This window comes from Prosthecobacter sp., assembly GCF_044373815.1.
In the GTDB taxonomy this organism is placed as follows: domain Bacteria; phylum Verrucomicrobiota; class Verrucomicrobiia; order Verrucomicrobiales; family Verrucomicrobiaceae; genus Prosthecobacter.
In genome coordinates, this window is record NZ_JBIPNG010000125.1 from 1 (window position 1) to 14,628 (window position 14,628).

Annotated in this window: 12 protein-coding genes; 9 read left to right on the forward strand and 3 right to left on the reverse strand. The window is 60.5% G+C overall.

Annotated features, from left to right (window positions below):
* Positions 1-73 precede the first annotated feature (73 nt).
* From ACIREA_RS12325 to ACIREA_RS12335, 3 genes are read right to left on the reverse strand one after another with little or no spacing between them, the layout of a single operon-like run.
* The gene (locus ACIREA_RS12325; RefSeq protein WP_397382572.1) at positions 74-631 is read right to left on the reverse strand and encodes an iron-sulfur cluster assembly protein; all 558 of its coding nucleotides are present in this window, start codon (positions 629-631) and stop codon (positions 74-76) included.
* Positions 632-660: 29 nt separating this feature from the next.
* A complete protein-coding gene (locus ACIREA_RS12330) occupies positions 661-1,143 on the reverse strand; it encodes an iron-sulfur cluster assembly scaffold protein (RefSeq protein ID WP_397382573.1) in 483 nt (160 codons plus the stop codon).
* Between the two features lie 9 nt (positions 1,144-1,152).
* Positions 1,153-1,716: a rhodanese-like domain-containing protein gene (locus tag ACIREA_RS12335; protein WP_397382574.1), complete on the reverse strand. Its 564-nt coding sequence runs from the start codon at positions 1,714-1,716 to the stop codon at positions 1,153-1,155.
* Between the two features lie 244 nt (positions 1,717-1,960).
* On the opposite strand from ACIREA_RS12335, the gene pssA reads away from it, so the two are divergent.
* The 9 genes from pssA to ACIREA_RS12380 all read left to right on the forward strand — a co-directional run bounded on the left by pssA (position 1,961) and on the right by ACIREA_RS12380 (position 14,490).
* Entirely contained in the window at positions 1,961-2,845 is an 885-nt protein-coding gene (gene pssA / locus ACIREA_RS12340) for a CDP-diacylglycerol--serine O-phosphatidyltransferase (protein WP_397382575.1), read from the forward strand.
* 56 nt (positions 2,846-2,901) lie between these two features.
* Entirely contained in the window at positions 2,902-4,125 is a 1,224-nt protein-coding gene (locus tag ACIREA_RS12345) for a hypothetical protein (protein WP_397382576.1), read from the forward strand.
* An 80-nt stretch (positions 4,126-4,205) separates the two neighbouring features.
* A complete protein-coding gene (locus ACIREA_RS12350; protein WP_397382577.1) occupies positions 4,206-7,199 on the forward strand; it encodes a PAS domain S-box protein in 2,994 nt (997 codons plus the stop codon).
* Between the two features lie 115 nt (positions 7,200-7,314).
* Entirely contained in the window at positions 7,315-8,322 is a 1,008-nt protein-coding gene (locus ACIREA_RS12355) for a succinylglutamate desuccinylase/aspartoacylase family protein (RefSeq protein WP_397382578.1), read from the forward strand.
* A complete protein-coding gene (locus tag ACIREA_RS12360) occupies positions 8,319-9,575 on the forward strand; it encodes an MFS transporter (protein WP_397382579.1) in 1,257 nt (418 codons plus the stop codon). Before ACIREA_RS12355 ends, ACIREA_RS12360 begins: the two co-directional genes overlap by 4 nt.
* Before the next feature lie 25 nt (positions 9,576-9,600).
* The gene (locus tag ACIREA_RS12365; protein WP_397382580.1) at positions 9,601-11,088 is read left to right on the forward strand and encodes a sodium/solute symporter; all 1,488 of its coding nucleotides are present in this window, start codon (positions 9,601-9,603) and stop codon (positions 11,086-11,088) included.
* Positions 11,085-11,213 (forward strand): hypothetical protein, encoded by a 129-nt coding sequence (locus ACIREA_RS12370; RefSeq protein WP_397382581.1) that lies wholly within the window; start codon positions 11,085-11,087, stop codon positions 11,211-11,213. The genes ACIREA_RS12365 and ACIREA_RS12370 overlap by 4 nt, the downstream gene beginning before the upstream one ends.
* Before the next feature lie 17 nt (positions 11,214-11,230).
* On the forward strand, positions 11,231-12,919 hold the full coding sequence (locus ACIREA_RS12375; RefSeq protein WP_397382582.1) for a family 10 glycosylhydrolase: 1,689 nt from the start codon (positions 11,231-11,233) through the stop codon (positions 12,917-12,919).
* 29 nt (positions 12,920-12,948) lie between these two features.
* Positions 12,949-14,490 carry a N,N-dimethylformamidase beta subunit family domain-containing protein gene (locus ACIREA_RS12380; RefSeq protein WP_397382583.1) on the forward strand — a complete coding sequence of 514 codons (1,542 nt, stop codon included), beginning with the start codon at positions 12,949-12,951 and terminating at the stop codon, positions 14,488-14,490.
* Positions 14,491-14,628: the final 138 nt, after the last annotated feature.

The window sequence follows — 14,628 nt, forward strand, 5'->3', positions numbered from 1 at the left end:
TCCTCTTCTAATCCTCACGTTGCGAGCTTCGGGACTACGACAACTGGAAGACCTATCCTCCAGATGCCAACCCTCAGATCATCCCCAGTTTCATCTTCCCCTCGACGCTGATCATCCCCTGATTCCACGCCGGATCCCAGACGAGTTCGACGGCAGCGTCGTCCATGTCTTCGATGGTCATGATGCGGCTTTGCGCATCGGCGGCAATCGTCGGCCCCATGCCGCAGCCGGGAGCCGTGAGCGTCATCTTCACGACAGCCTTGTTTTTGCCATCGGCATCGGCTTCGACCTTGCAGTCATACACAAGGCCCAGATCGACGATGTTGACCGGGATTTCCGGGTCATAGACATTTTTGAGTTGGTTCCACACCTGGCCTTCAAGATCGCTGACATCCACAGGGATGTTGGAAGAACTGCTGTCCTGCTCCTTCTTGCTGGCTTCGGGATCAATACCCAGAGCATCCACATCACCCGCCTGAATACGGGCAAGACCGAAGTCCGTGGCCACCGTGTAGGTGCCGCCGAGCGACTGCGTGATGATGACCTTCATGCCGAGCGGCAGTTTGATCAGATCACCACTGGGAATCTGTACGGCATCGACTTCGCGTTTGAGTTCAAGGGAGGAGTGCATGGGGAAATGAGAATGAAAAAATGTAAAGACTAGCTCGTGAGGACGATTTTGATTTTGCCCTGCGTTTTGCCAGCGGCGCTAAGAGCATCGGCCAAAGTACCGGATTGATCGGACACAATAGGAGCAGCAGCGGCGCCTGCTGGTTTGCTTTCAGCTTCGAGCGCGGCACGCAGTGCTCCTTCGACCATCTGCCCGCAGTGGATCTTCATGGGCGGCAGCGGACCGAGCGGCTTGCTAAGTTCCTCGGCAGACATGGAGAGCGCTTCTTCCTTCGTTTTGCCACGAATCAATTCCGTGGCGATGCTGGCCACGGCGATGGCCGTCTGGCAGCCGAAGCTCTGAAAGCTGGCCTTGTCGATGACCTTCCTGCCGTCTTTCTCTTTGTATTTGATCCACAGGCGCACCATGTCGCCACAGTCAGGACTTCCCACGGTGCCCACGGCATCGGCGTCGGGCATTTCGCCCAGATTCTGGGTGTCCGTGAGGGCTTGCTGGAGTGCGGCTTCGTCCATGGTCGTGATTCAATCTTCAATTTCGATACGATAGCGCGGCAGGCTTGGATCAATCTCACTGCTGTAAGCGTCGATCCCACCAGTGAGGCATTTCGTTTCGCCAAACCCATGGCCGATGAAATACGCAGCCGCATCCAGTGAGCGCGAGCCGGTGTGATCATATAGCACCACCGTCTGCGTCTTGTCACCACTGGTGAAAATTTCCTGCACCAACTCCTGCGTCAGCAGGCGCGCGCCGGGCAGCTTCACCGCCTCATGCTCCTCACGCGTGCGGACATCCAGCAGCACTAGATCCGGCTTGTTGCGCAGCAGCACTTCCAGTTCCTGAGGGGAGATCTGCAGCGAGGCATCGCCTTGGTGGCTTTCCTGAATGTGCCCCACCGCTTCAGCCACCGGGATATTTTCATTCCGCTCGCACACCTGCGCCAGCGTCTCGCCGGGCTGAAAGCCGCAGCTGCGGCATCCACCGATGTGATAGCGCGCAAACAGCGCCCGCTGCGCGCCAGGGTAGGCCTGGAGCACCTGGCTCATGGTCATGTCGCCGGTCAGCGGCGGAAGTTCAGCAGTGGGCATGGTGGGAAAACGGTCGGTCAAAGCACACATCGCAGGAGCTGGGAGCACCGGAGGTTCATTTCAGCCATCGTGCGCGCGTGAGCCATGCCATAACGGCAAAACCACCCAATGCAAGCCCGCGACCAATCCCCCTTGCCCACCATTTCGTCATTGATTCGCTCAGTTCCCCCTTCGGGCTCCCTGCGCTCGTCTGTCTCGATTCTCTCGGCTCGACATTCGGTATTCTGCATTCACCTTGTCAGCCATGTCTCAAGAACTCGAGCCACGCATCCCTGTCCTGCCCACTTTGATGACGGCGGGCAACATTCTTTGCGGTTTCGTCGCCATCCTGGAGATCTTTGACGGTCGCCATCTGGCGATGAACCAGCATTACCACTATGCCATCGTTTTCATCCTGCTGGCCTGCCTTTTTGATGCGCTGGACGGTCGCGTGGCGCGCATGGGTGGCACGGAAAGCCCGTTTGGCCGGGAGCTGGACTCGCTCGCGGACATCGTTTCTTTTGGCGTGGCTCCGGCGCTGCTGGTGCATGACATCGTGCTCAAAGAAATCGACACCCCCAAAGGACTGGGCTGGCTGATTTCATGTGTCTATTTGGTCTGCGGTGCCATGCGCCTTGCTCGGTTCAACTGTCTCGCGGCGGCGGACGTGAAGAGCAGCATGAAAGGCTTCCGCGGTTGCCCGATCCCCGCAGCAGCTGGCGTGATCTCCTCCCTCACCCTGCTGATCATCTGGCTGGACAGCAACGAGAAGGAAATCGGCAACTGGAAATACGTGCTGGCAGGCCTGATGGCTCTCCTCTCCTACCTGATGGTGAGCAATCTGGAATACCCGAGTTTCAAGGCGGTGAACTGGCGCACCAAGCGCTCCTTCCACTGGGTGCTGGTCACCATCTTCGTCATCGCCTTCACCGTCATGAACTGGCACTGGATGCCAGCGGTGCTGTTTGTGAGCTACCTAATGTACGGCTTGGTACGCCCGTGGGTCTCGCGTAAATGGCGGCAGGAAATCGAGATCGAGGCGGAAACGGTGGAGATCGACCCCGAGGCTGAGACACTGGCACTCAATGGAGCGGATGACGATAATGCCGAAAAGCATCACCCAGACGGCAGCAGCACCGTGCAGATTTGAACATTTTCATTTCGCGCAGCGCAGGGCCTGTGTAATTGAGGGCTTCTCCAACCTCCATGGCAGATTTTTATCAGCACGCGCGCGTGCCCACCCTCCACCACCTGGCTCATGCGGACAGTTCCGCCCGTGAAACTGAGATGCTGGACTGGGCGCGGGATAAACCAGTGGCTCTGCTGCTGCCCGCTCTCTATGCCGAGTGCGAACGCCCCGCCCTCCCTCGCATTCTTGAGGAGGTCTCGCAGGCAGGTCACATCTCCGAGGTGATCCTGAGCATGAATGGCATGGACGCCGCCGAGCTCGAGCGTGCCCTGGTGCTCATCCGCAAAAACCTGCGCGGCAAGACAGCCCACATTCTTTGGAATGACGGACCGCAGCTCTCCCAAGTCTATCAGCGCATGGATCAGGCCGGACTCGCCGGACCCCATGCAGGAAAGGGCTCAAACATCTGGATGGGCATCGCCTACCTTCATGCGCGCAGTTTTGGCGGCGTCATCGTCAGCCATGACACGGACATCCTGAACTACAGCCGTGATCTACTGTGGCGGCTCTGCTATCCGCTGCTGCACCCGCGCATGAATTATCGGTTCGCCAAAGGCTACTACAGCCGTGTGTCGGACCGGCTTTATGGCCGCGTGACGCGGCTGCTGATCTTCCCCCTCATCCAGGCATGCCGTGACGTGCTGGGCTCGAAGCCGATGCTCGAACATCTCGACAGCTTCCGCTACCCGCTCTCGGGTGAATTTGCCGCCGACATGCAGGCACTGGAATGCTTTTGCCTGCCCGGCGGCTGGGGCTTGGAAATCGCCCTTCTCTGCGAAGCCTTCCGTCATCTCCCCGGTGAGCAGCAGTGCCAGGTGGATCTGGGCTTCCATTTTGAGCACCGTCACCGCAGCCTTGCTCATGACCAGATCGGGGTCAACGAACCGGGACTGATCACCGCTGCGGCAGATGTCGCCCGCTGCCTCGTCTATCAGGTCCTGCGCGAAGCCGAACCCCGCTCCGCTGAAAGTCTCATGCGCCTGATCATCGAGCGCTACCGTCCCCGCGCCAACGAATGGCTGCAGCGCTACGAGCACGTGGCCCTGCTCAATGACCTGCGTCATGACGCAGAGGAGGAAAGTGCCGCAGTCTCCGCATTCGGCCAGGCCCTGGACCGTCTCCTGCACAGCTTGGGAAAAGACACACTGCATGTGCCTGCAATGCGCGACACCCCTGCCCGGACCCTTGCGAAGATTCCTGGGCTTGCTGCAGAGATTGTGGCGAGCGCCATCGTCGTTTGATACCCCCTGCCATCCTGCTTGCTTAGCTCCTGCCCCATGGATAAGGTCAGGTCTGTTAAAATCAGCGACTGCATTCTTGCATGAAGAAATCCCCCCAGACGGCGGCGAGGCGCAAAGCCAAGGCTGCGGCTGCATCACTCACTCAGGGAAGTGAATCTGTCGCCACTGCTGAACAGCTGGCTCAGTTTTACAACAGCGTCGACGCCGCCCTCTTCAGCCTTTCCGTGGAGCCGGGCCAGCAGCTGCGCTTCCACTTTGCCAACCACCGTTTTCTCACCGCCGCCGGTCAGCGACCACAGCAAGTGATCGGCAAACGGATCGAACAAATCATCCCGGAGCCATCCTGCACACGCCTGCTGAAGCAGTGCCGCAAATCAATCCGCAGCCATCAGACCGTTCGCTGGGATGAAACCTACATCCACCCATCAGGAATCAAATACGGCAAAATCTCCGTGACTCCGGTCATGGATGCCAATGGCCGTGTGACTCACCTTTCTGGCAGCATCATTGACATCACCAAACGCCGCAACTCAGAGCTGGCGTTGCATGAAAGCGAGGAGCTTTACCGCCGCATCGTGCAAACTGCCGAGGAGGGCATCTGGACGATCGATGCCCGTTCACTCACTGACTACGTCAATCCCAAGATGGCGAAGATGATGGGTTACAAGCCAGAGGAAATGATCGGACGTCCCATCAGCGACTTTCTGGACGATGAGGGCAAGGCACTGCTGACCACGCATATCAAGAACCGGAAGAATGGCATTTCAGATCAATTCGAGTTCAAATACATGCGTAAAGACGGCACGCCTCTGTGGGCGTTTGTCTCCACCAATCCCATCTCCAACACCCAGGGCGTTTACGTGGGGGCCATGGCTCTCCTGACGGACACTTCCGCACGCCGGGCCGCCGAGGCCGCCATGCAGGAAAGCAATGCGCAGTTCCGTGCCATCTTTGAGCAGGCCGCTGTCGGTGTGGCATTGATCGACAGCAACACAGGCCGTTTCCTCAACATCAATCAACGGGCCTGTGACATCGCCCGGCTGACACGCAGGCAGATGATGGCCACGACCTTCATGCACATCGCCCACCCAGACGATTTGCAGGCGAATCTGGAACACATGGAGGAGCTGAAGGCCGGCAAGATCCAGACATACACCACTGAGAAACGCCACCTTCATGCAGATGGCACCATCACATGGATCAACCTCACGGTTTCTCCCTTGTGGAAAAAAGGCGAGCCCCCTTCGCGGCACATCGCCATCATGCAGGACATTACGGAGCGCAAACAGGTGGAGCAGTCACTGGCCAGGACGACGGAACTGCTCGAGCGGACCGGAGAGATGGCCAAAATCGGCGGTTGGGAGCTGGAGGTGGCCTCAAAGAAGCTGTTCTGGTCCCTCGAGACCTGTCGGCTTTTCGAGATCGAGAGCAAGACGACTCCTTCACTGAAACAAGCGATCAGCTTCTACGCCCACAAGGAGCAGCAGATCATTCGAGCTGCTGTGAAAGCCGCCGTCGAACACGGCACCGCCTACGATCTGGAACTGCCGGTCCTCACCGCCAAAGGACGGCGCTTCTGGGCGCGCACCCAGGGGTTCGCCATTCGCAAGAACGGCCAAACCGTCAAGCTGATTGGCACGTTTCAGGACATCACCGAGCACAAGCAGGCTGAGCAGGCTTTGATTGAGAGCGAGGTTCGCTTCCGCGCCATCTTCGAGCAGGCCGTCGTGGGCGTCGGCCTCGTGGATTTCACCACAGGCCGCTTTGTGGATGTGAACCGCCGCTTCTGCACAATCATGGGTAGGTCGCGCAAAGACATGCTGAAGATTGCCTTTGATGAGATCACCCACCCGGATGACCACGCCAAGAACCATCATCTGCAAAAGCAGCTCAAAGCAGCCAAGTCCTCCGAGTTTCAAGTGGAACAGCGTTATGTACGTCCGGATGGTTCAGTGGTCTGGGTAAATCTCAATGCCTCCCTGCTCAGCACCATGAGCGGACGCCCCAACCAGCTGCTCGCCATGGTGGAGGACATCACCAGCCGCAAGCTGGCGGAGGCAAACTACCGCCGGGAGCTCGGCTTCAATGAAATCCTGGCCAGTCACACCTCGGCCATCATCATCCTGCTGGACCGGCACGGCAATCTGATCCACGCCAACGAGGCTACCCTGCAAATGCTCGGCTACAAACGGAAGGATCTGGTCGGCAAGCAACCGCCATGGAAATCCGACTTCATGGAAGCTGCGGAAAAAGCGCGTTCGAAAAAGCGCTTCAAGGAAATGCTGGCCGGCAGCAACATAGCCTCCAGGGAGGTCACTCTCATCGGCAAAGATCGCAAGCGCCATGTCGTCGCGCTTTCCAGCATCATCACACGTACTCCCGAAGGCGTGGTGGACCGCATCATCGTCACCGGCACGGACCTGACGGAGCGCAACCGGCTGCAAAAAGAAATCCTCAAAATCTCCGAGCAGGAGCAGGCGCGCATTGGCCACAATCTGCATGACGGCGTCGGGCAGACAATGACAGGAGTATCCAGCCTGATCGAAGCCCTCGAATCCGAACTCACTGGTGATCAGCGCACCAGTGCAGCCCGCATCCACCATCTCATTCAGGAAGCCATTCAGGAAGTCCGGCGCATGTCCCACAGCCTGTCTCCGGCATCCGTGAAAAATCGCGGACTCGGCGGAGCACTCCACCTGCTGGCGGAAACGATCCGCACCAACCATCGCACCACTTGCACCTGCGAAGTCAATTCAGACATCAAAATCGAAGACCCGGAAAAAGAGACGCACATCTACCGGATCGCCCAGGAAGCAGCCAACAACGCACTGCGCCATGGCCATCCCTCCAGAATCAAGCTATCACTCCAACTTCTGGGCGAACACGAAGCCGTGCTGAAGATCGAAGACAACGGCTCGGGCCTCGGCAAACGCACTCACGAACATCCAGGCATAGGCCTGCGCGTCATGGATTACCGTGCCAACCTCATCGACGGCAGTCTCACGATCAAATCCAGAGCCCGTGGCGGAGTCAGCGTCATCTGCCGCTTTCCTTATGGCAGCAGGCAGGATTGATGCCCCGCAGGTTTTGCGAATCAAACCCAACGTCCGCGACTCCACATGATCTCTGCGGTTTAAGCTCCGGCAATTTAGTCCGTGAGGTCACGCCCATTGGCTCCGTAATGGAGGGATGGTCATCACCTCCCTCGACTTCGGCAAACCGGGCAAGCAGCAAGGCTTCCTGCAGGTCCCCTACTCCCACAACCTCGGCGGCTGGGCCAATGTGATGATCCCCATCACCATCGTCGCTCGTGGCAAAGGGCCCACCGTTCTCGTGCTTGGCGGCAATCATGGCGACGAATACCAGGGCCAGATCGCCGCCATGAAACTCGCGCGCGAGCTCACACCTGAGAGGGTCACAGGGCGCATCATCCTGATCCCCTCGCTAAATCTGCCCGCAGCCCGTGCGGCCACGCGCCTGTCTCCGCTCGATGGCATGAACATGAACCGCGCCTTTCCCGGCGATGCCGAAGGGCCCGTCACCAGCCAGATCGCGCATTACCTGCGCACCGTGCTGTTTCCGCTCAGCGATGTCGTCATCGACATGCACTCCGGCGGGCGCAGCATGGAGTTCGTCCCCTGCTCGCATATGCACCTCGTGCCGGACCGTGAGCAGCGCGCAAAAATGTTTGCCGCCATGCTCGCCTGGGGCACGGACTTTTGTTTCATCTACGCAGACATCGCCGGCACGGGCCTGCTGCCGGTGGAGGCGGAAAACCAGGGCAAGCTTGTCATAACCACCGAACTCGGTGGCGGCGAATGCATTCCCGCCAGCGTACACCGCATCACCCAAAGCGGATTGAAGAACGTGCTCATACACGTTGGCGCACTCAAAGGGCGCGTGCAGCCGCGCAAAGCCCCCGCCATCATCACGCAGGCCACCAATCGTGAGGACTACATCCTCGCACCTGAGTCCGGCATCTTTGAAATCACCGCTGATCTCGGCGCGAAGATCAAAAAAGGCCAGACCGTCGGCCACATCCATCACCTGGAGCGGCCGGACCGTGCGCCGGAACCGATCACCGCGCAGAGCGCTGGTTATCTCATCACCATACGCGCGCCCTGTCTCACCCAGCAGGGCGATTGCGTGGCGGTGATCGCAAGACAAGTCAGCGAACGTGAAGTGCTGCACGCATGAATGACGAACCTGCGCGACCTCTTTCTCCGAAGGCTGCGACGAGTGCCATGGCGCTCGTCGCCTTCATGTGGTTCGCGTATTTCCTGAACTACTGCGACCGCCAGGCCGTGTTCGCGATGTTTCCTTCGCTGAAGACCGGCCTCAGCATGAGCGATCAGCAGCTCGGCCTCGTGGGCACCGTCTTTCTCTGGGTCTATGCCATCGGCTGCCCGGTCTCCGGCTATCTCGGCGATCGTTTTTCCAAACGCCTGCTCGTAGTGCTCAGCCTTGTCGTGTGGAGCCTCATCACCATCGGCACCGGACTTGTCGCCTCCGGCGCGGCGCTGCTCGCCATGCGCGCGGCCATGGGTGTTTCAGAATCTCTCTACATGTCCAGTGCCGTGGCGCTCACGGCGGGCGCATATCCCGCCGCGCGGCGCTCTCGTGCTGTCTCGGTGCTCATGACGGGACAGATCGCTGGCACCGTGGCGGGCAGCTGGTTCGGCGGCTGGATGGCGGATCGCGGCCAGTGGCGCGGGGCCTTCTTCGCACTCGGCGCGGTGGGCGTGCTGTATGCGATTCCTTACTTCGCCTTCCTGCGTCGCGTCGAGGAGCCGCAGGCGGACCAGAGCGCAACTACAGCGGGCATCACCTTCAGCGCCCTCGCACGCTCACGCACCTTCCTGCTGCTCTGCCTGGTGTTCCCCGTGTTCGTCTTTGGCCTCTGGCTGCTCTACGGCTGGCTCCCAGCCTTCCTGCACGACAAGTTCCATCTCAATCAAGCCGACGCCGCCTTCAACGCCACCGTTTTCCTGCAAACCGCGACCTTTGCCGGTGTCATCGGCGGCGGCATGCTCGCCGATGCGCTTTACCATCGCACTCAAAGCGCGCGGTTCTGGCTCATGGTCTGTGGCCTCGTGCTTGCCGCGCCCTGCATTCATGCGCTGGGAAACAGCGATACGCTGCTCGTCACACGCATCGCCGCCACGGGCTTCGGTTTGTTCAGCGGTCTCTTTATCGCAAATGTTTTCCCTGCAACCTTCGACATCATCCCCTCCACCGCGCGCGCCACAGCCGTGGGCATGCTCAATTTCTTCGGGGCCCTCACCTCCGGCTTCGCCACGCTCTTCGGCGGCATGTGGAAGCAAACCCTCGGCATCGACCGCCTGCTCTCCATCACCGCCCTCGCCTACCTCGTGGCAGGCGCCGCCTTGATCTTCGGCATCCGCATCCTTTTCCCACGCGACCTCGCTCAAACCGAGGCCTCTTCATGAAGCTCGCTCCCTTTTTCCACATCGCATGAGAATCTTGGACTGGCTCGTCATCGCAGGGTACGCCGTCGGCATGCTGGCGATAGGCCAGTACTATGCGCGACGCAACAAGACCACCGATGACTACATGCTCGGCGGCCGGCGCATGAGTCCCTTTGCGGTGGGGCTGTCGCTCTTCGCCACGCTGACGAGTGCGCTCTCCTACCTCGCGGTCCCTGGAGAGATGATCAAACACGGGCCCATGCAGCTCGTGCAGTATGCGGTGTTTCCACTGATCGGCATCGTCGTCGGCTGGGGCCTCATCCCCTTCATCATGCGGCAGCAGGCCGCCAGTGCCTATGAGATGCTCGAGCAGCGTTTCGGGCCGAGTGTGCGCTTGGTCGGCGCGTCGATGTTCCTCTCCATGCGCCTGCTCTGGATGGCGACGATCCTCTATGCGACTTCTGACAAAGTCCTGGCCCCCATGCTCGGCCTTGGCCCGCAGGCAACGCTGCTCGCCAGCTTGGTCATGTGCGTCATCACCCTCATCTACACCGCGGAAGGCGGGCTGCGCGCCGTGGTCCTCACCGATGCAGTTCAGTCGTTGATCATGCTCGGCGGCGCGGCTGCGGTGATTGTGATTGTCACCGTGGATCTCGGCGGTGTCTCCGCCTGGTGGCCGCATCAATGGGCGGCCCATTGGGATGAGCCGCGCTTCGGATTCGATTCAACCACGCGCATGACCTTCCTCGGCATGATCATGTCTTCATTCGCATGGTTTGTCTGCACCTTCGGCTCGGACCAGATGGCGATCCAGCGCTGGCTAGCCACGCGCGACGCTCGTGCGGCCCGCAGATCCCTCTTCACCACGCTGGCTTCAGAAGCCTTGGTGGGCATCTTGCTCGGTCTCGTCGGCCTCTCACTGGTGGGTTATTTCACCCGGCATCCCGAGTTGTTCACCGAATCCGCCAGCGTCGTCACCGGCGCTGACCGTTTGTTCCCGCGCTTCGTCATGGTCGGCCTCCCTGCTGGCATGACCGGCGTGATCATCGCCGCAGTCCTCGCGGCCGCCATGTCCAGCCTGTCCTCCGGCATGAACTCCTCCTCCCTCGTCATCACCGAAGACTTCATCGTGCGCTTCCGCTCGTCTCCGCTCACCGATGCCGGCCGCATGCGGCTCGCGCGCTGGATTTCCGCCAGCATCGGCATCGCCGTGATCCTCATCAGCCTGCTGGTCAGCCGCATCGAAGGCAATCTCCTCGATGTCTGCTACCGCGCCGTGAACCTGCTGACCGCACCGCTGTTCGTCCTCTTTTTCATGGCCATGTTCGTTCGCCGCGCCACCACTTTCGGTGCACTGGTCGCCGCGCTGGCCAGCGTCGCCACGGCCGTGTGCATCGCCTACGCCACACCACTGGGTCTGCCACCCGTCAGCATCATGTGGATCATGCCAGGATCGTTTGCCGCTGGCGTGGTCTGCGGCAGCCTCGCCAGCCTGCTGCCCATTGGCCGGCCTTCAAAAAACATGGCACCATGAACCGCCTCCTCCACACGCTCATCTTCTCGGTGGTACTGACCTTATCATCTCCGCTGCCCGCTCAGCAGGCACCGCTCGAGGAGCTGTTCTGGCGCGTCCGCGTGGAACCTTCGTCATCGAAGTGAGAAAACCAACTTCCCCCATGAGCCAACACGCACCCGCGTCTTCATCGCTGAACCGCCGCACGTTTCTCCACACCAGCGCAGGCGCTTTACTCAGCACCCGCCTGCTTCAGTCTGCCACCGCAAACACGCAGCCGGTGGATTTGCCCGCCGCTCATCGCACCGCCATGCAGCAGCGCCGCCTCCGCATCGTGGTGCAATACGATGCGAATGACACAATGTGGTCCTACTGGAAGCAGAACCGCAACGGCGACACCTCCTTCCCTCGTTTTCGCGATGCCGTCTTCTCCTATGCAGACGAGCCGGGCAGTCAGATTGACGCCATCTGGTGGGACATCGGCGGCAGTCCGCTCGGCTGTTCCTACCCCAGCAAGATCGAGCCTCCGGTGGATCATCCTCTGTTAAAGCAGTGGCTCAATGACGGCGTGGACTGGGTCGAGCAACTCATCAATGAAACCCGCCGCCGCAAGCTCGAGGTCTTCTGGAATCACCGCATCAGCGAAGTCGAATGCCTGCCCGAAGGCGGCCTCTCCAAGCAGCCGCATCCGCTCAAGGTCGCACATCCCGACTGGGTCGTGCCCGCCACCTGGTGGCCGCAGGGCATGTGGAATCTCACCGCCCCCGGACTGCGCGAACACAAGGTGGCGCTCCTGCGCGAACTCGTCACGCGCTATGACCTCGACGGCCTCCAGATCGACTTCTCCCGCCACATTCCCTGCCTGCCCGTCGGTCATCAGTGGGAGCTGCGCGGGCACGTCACCGAGTTCATGCGCATAGTGCGCCTGATGCTGCTGGAGGTCGCCGAGAAGCGCGACCGTCCGCTCCTGCTGGCGGCAAAGGTCCCGCAAACACTCGCCGGTTGCCACGCCGACGGCTTCGATGTGCAGACCTGGGCGGAACAGCATCTCGTCGATGTCCTCACCCTCGGCTCACGCACGATGGATGTCGATGTGGAAGGCATCCGCGCGGCCGTCGGCCAGAGCGTGCAGCTTCAGCCCTGCGTGGATGATCATCACGCCACCGACGGCTATCGCTACGGCTCCATCGAGTACTTGCGCGGCGTCTTCGCCAATCACCTGCAACGCGGCGCCGACAGCGTGGCCACATTCAACTGGTCCATCGGCACCGCCGCCGCCTGCCTCCTCACCGGTTCTGAAGTGGGTCCGCCCTCACATCAGGCCGCCTACCATGAGGCTGGCACGTTGCAGACGCTGTCAGGAAAAGACAAGTTCTTCGCCGTCGAACGACGCGGCGGCTATCCCTGGGCAGATGGCTTCTTCAACCGCAACGACACCGCTCCCCTGCCCCATTCCTTCTCCGACGATCCACGCGCTGCAAAGTTCACCCTTCACATCAGCGACGCCCCGCCCGCCGACGGCGTGAAAGCCAGCCTCACTCTCCGCTGCATCCTGTTTCAGACCACCGAGTCCGACGTCCTCGAACTTCGCTGCAACGGCACACTGCTGTCCGTGACAACACGCGACGCTGATTGGAAAGACGCGCAAATCTTCTCGCCCAAACCCCAGCCCACCTCCGGCTACAAGCCACGTCCCATCGATCCCAAACAACAACTGCTGCGTCTCGATTGCGTCGTGCCCGTCAGCGCATGGAAGCAGGGCGTGAACAAAATCGAAGTCCGCGTCTCCTCCGGAGAATTCAACATGCAGATCGAGAAACTGGAGGCCCATGTGAAGTATCTTCAAGCTTAGCTCAATCAATCACCCACCGCAGAAGCGCCATGAAGCCAGCCCCACCAAACTCACCACGGATGAACCGCAGGCAGTTCATCGCCACGACAGGCTCTCTCGCGGTGTCGGCGCAGATCGGTGTTCCATCCAGTGCGGCCGCCGCTGCGTCGGATGTGATTCAGCGCGAAAACGCGCGTCCCGGCACGCGCGACTGGATGCTCACCAAGACCGGCGTCGATCCGAAGACCAAGTACCGCTGCCCTTGGATCGAAGGTTACTGCTCGCGCACCAGTGTGCGCGCAGGCGAGAAGATCAGCTTTCACCTCAGCACCAATCCTCCATCACCCTTCACCATCGATCTTTACCGGACCGGCTATTACGGCGGCACAGGAGGCAGGCATATGTTGAGTCTCGGTTCGTTCAAAGGCGTGACGCAGCCAGACCCACCCGTCGGCCCGAATCGTTTGCGCGAGTGCCAGTGGGAGCCATGCACCGAACTGACCATCCCCGACGATTGGGTAAGCGGAGTCTATGTGGGCAAACTCACAGCGGAGCTCGAAGGCTGGCAGAGCTACGTCATCTTCATCGTGCGCGACGACCGGCAGGCGGACTTTCTTTTCCAATGCTCAGACACCACCTGGCAGGCCTACAATCGCTGGCCCGACCAGTTCGCGCTCTACGACGACGGCAAGGACAAGTGGTATTGCGGTCCCGGTGTGGACGTGTCCTTCGACCGCCCCTACGGCAAGTATTGCCAGATCCTCGATGCCCCCTTGTCCACCGGTTCGGGCTCGTGGTTTCTCTGGGAGTTCCCGTTCGCCTACTGGATGGAGGCGCAAGGTTACGACGTGAGTTACATCTCGAATCTCGACACCCACGCCGACCCGAAGGGCCTGCTGCGCGCAAAGGGTTTTCTCAGCATCGGTCACGACGAATATTATTCGATCGAGATGTATGACCATCTCAAGTCGGCCGTCGCTGCGGGTGTGAATGCCTGCTTCTTTTCCGGCGACACCTGCTGGGGCCGCATTGATCCGCGACCATCCGCGCGCGGCACGCCCAATCGCATCTTCAGCCGGATCGACGCCTTTGGCCCCTGCCTGCCCGGCGCGGACTCATGGGCGGGCTCCAACAAGTTTCCCTACCAGACGCCGAGCGAGGCAGACTTGATCGGCGCACGCAATGCACCTCCCGTCACCGGCGGTGCCGCGTGGACTTGCACGCTGCCGGACCACTGGATCTTCGCGGGAACCGGCATGAAAAAAGGCGAGGGCATACCCGGCCTTGTCGGCTGGGAATGGATGGGCATGCCCGCGGACATTCCAGGCCTCGAAGTCGTGTCCACCGGCACGACGCGCAACGGTTCCAAAGGACCCAAAGGCGAGGGTGTTTACGCCGCGACGATCTATCCGGGCCCAAAGAAGAACATCGTTTTCAATGCCGCCACTTGCTGGTGGGGCGATGGCTTGTCCGCACCTCCCGGCTATGTGCGGCCCAAAGTCTACACAGAACCCAAGGGCGTGGACGTCCGCGCGCAGCGCATCACCTCGAACATTCTCGATCACATCAAACACGCCGCCCACATCTCATGAACGAACCCGTCGTCTATCTGAACACCGGCTTCCTGCCAGCCTCCCAGGCCAAGCTGAACATCTATGATCTCGGCATCGTCCTCGGCGCGACTCTCACGGAAATGACCCGCACCTTCCGGCATAAGCCCTATCGCGCCG

Bases quoted from the DNA above. Each gene is read 5' to 3' on its own strand.
- ACIREA_RS12355 (WP_397382578.1), top strand. From the start codon at position 7,315: ATGGTCATCACCTCCCTCGACTTCGGCAAACCGGGCAAGCAGCAAGGC.
- ACIREA_RS12370 (WP_397382581.1), top strand. From the start codon at position 11,085: ATGAACCGCCTCCTCCACACGCTCATCTTCTCGGTGGTACTGACCTTA.
- ACIREA_RS12345 (WP_397382576.1), top strand. From the start codon at position 2,902: ATGGCAGATTTTTATCAGCACGCGCGCGTGCCCACCCTCCACCACCTG.
- ACIREA_RS12360 (WP_397382579.1), top strand. From the start codon at position 8,319: ATGAATGACGAACCTGCGCGACCTCTTTCTCCGAAGGCTGCGACGAGT.
- ACIREA_RS12375 (WP_397382582.1), top strand. From the start codon at position 11,231: ATGAGCCAACACGCACCCGCGTCTTCATCGCTGAACCGCCGCACGTTT.
- ACIREA_RS12335 (WP_397382574.1), bottom strand. From the start codon at position 1,716: ATGCCCACTGCTGAACTTCCGCCGCTGACCGGCGACATGACCATGAGC.
- ACIREA_RS12330 (WP_397382573.1), bottom strand. From the start codon at position 1,143: ATGGACGAAGCCGCACTCCAGCAAGCCCTCACGGACACCCAGAATCTG.
- ACIREA_RS12365 (WP_397382580.1), top strand. From the start codon at position 9,601: ATGAGAATCTTGGACTGGCTCGTCATCGCAGGGTACGCCGTCGGCATG.
- pssA (WP_397382575.1), top strand. From the start codon at position 1,961: ATGTCTCAAGAACTCGAGCCACGCATCCCTGTCCTGCCCACTTTGATG.
- ACIREA_RS12380 (WP_397382583.1), top strand. From the start codon at position 12,949: ATGAAGCCAGCCCCACCAAACTCACCACGGATGAACCGCAGGCAGTTC.
- ACIREA_RS12350 (WP_397382577.1), top strand. From the start codon at position 4,206: ATGAAGAAATCCCCCCAGACGGCGGCGAGGCGCAAAGCCAAGGCTGCG.
- ACIREA_RS12325 (WP_397382572.1), bottom strand. From the start codon at position 631: ATGCACTCCTCCCTTGAACTCAAACGCGAAGTCGATGCCGTACAGATT.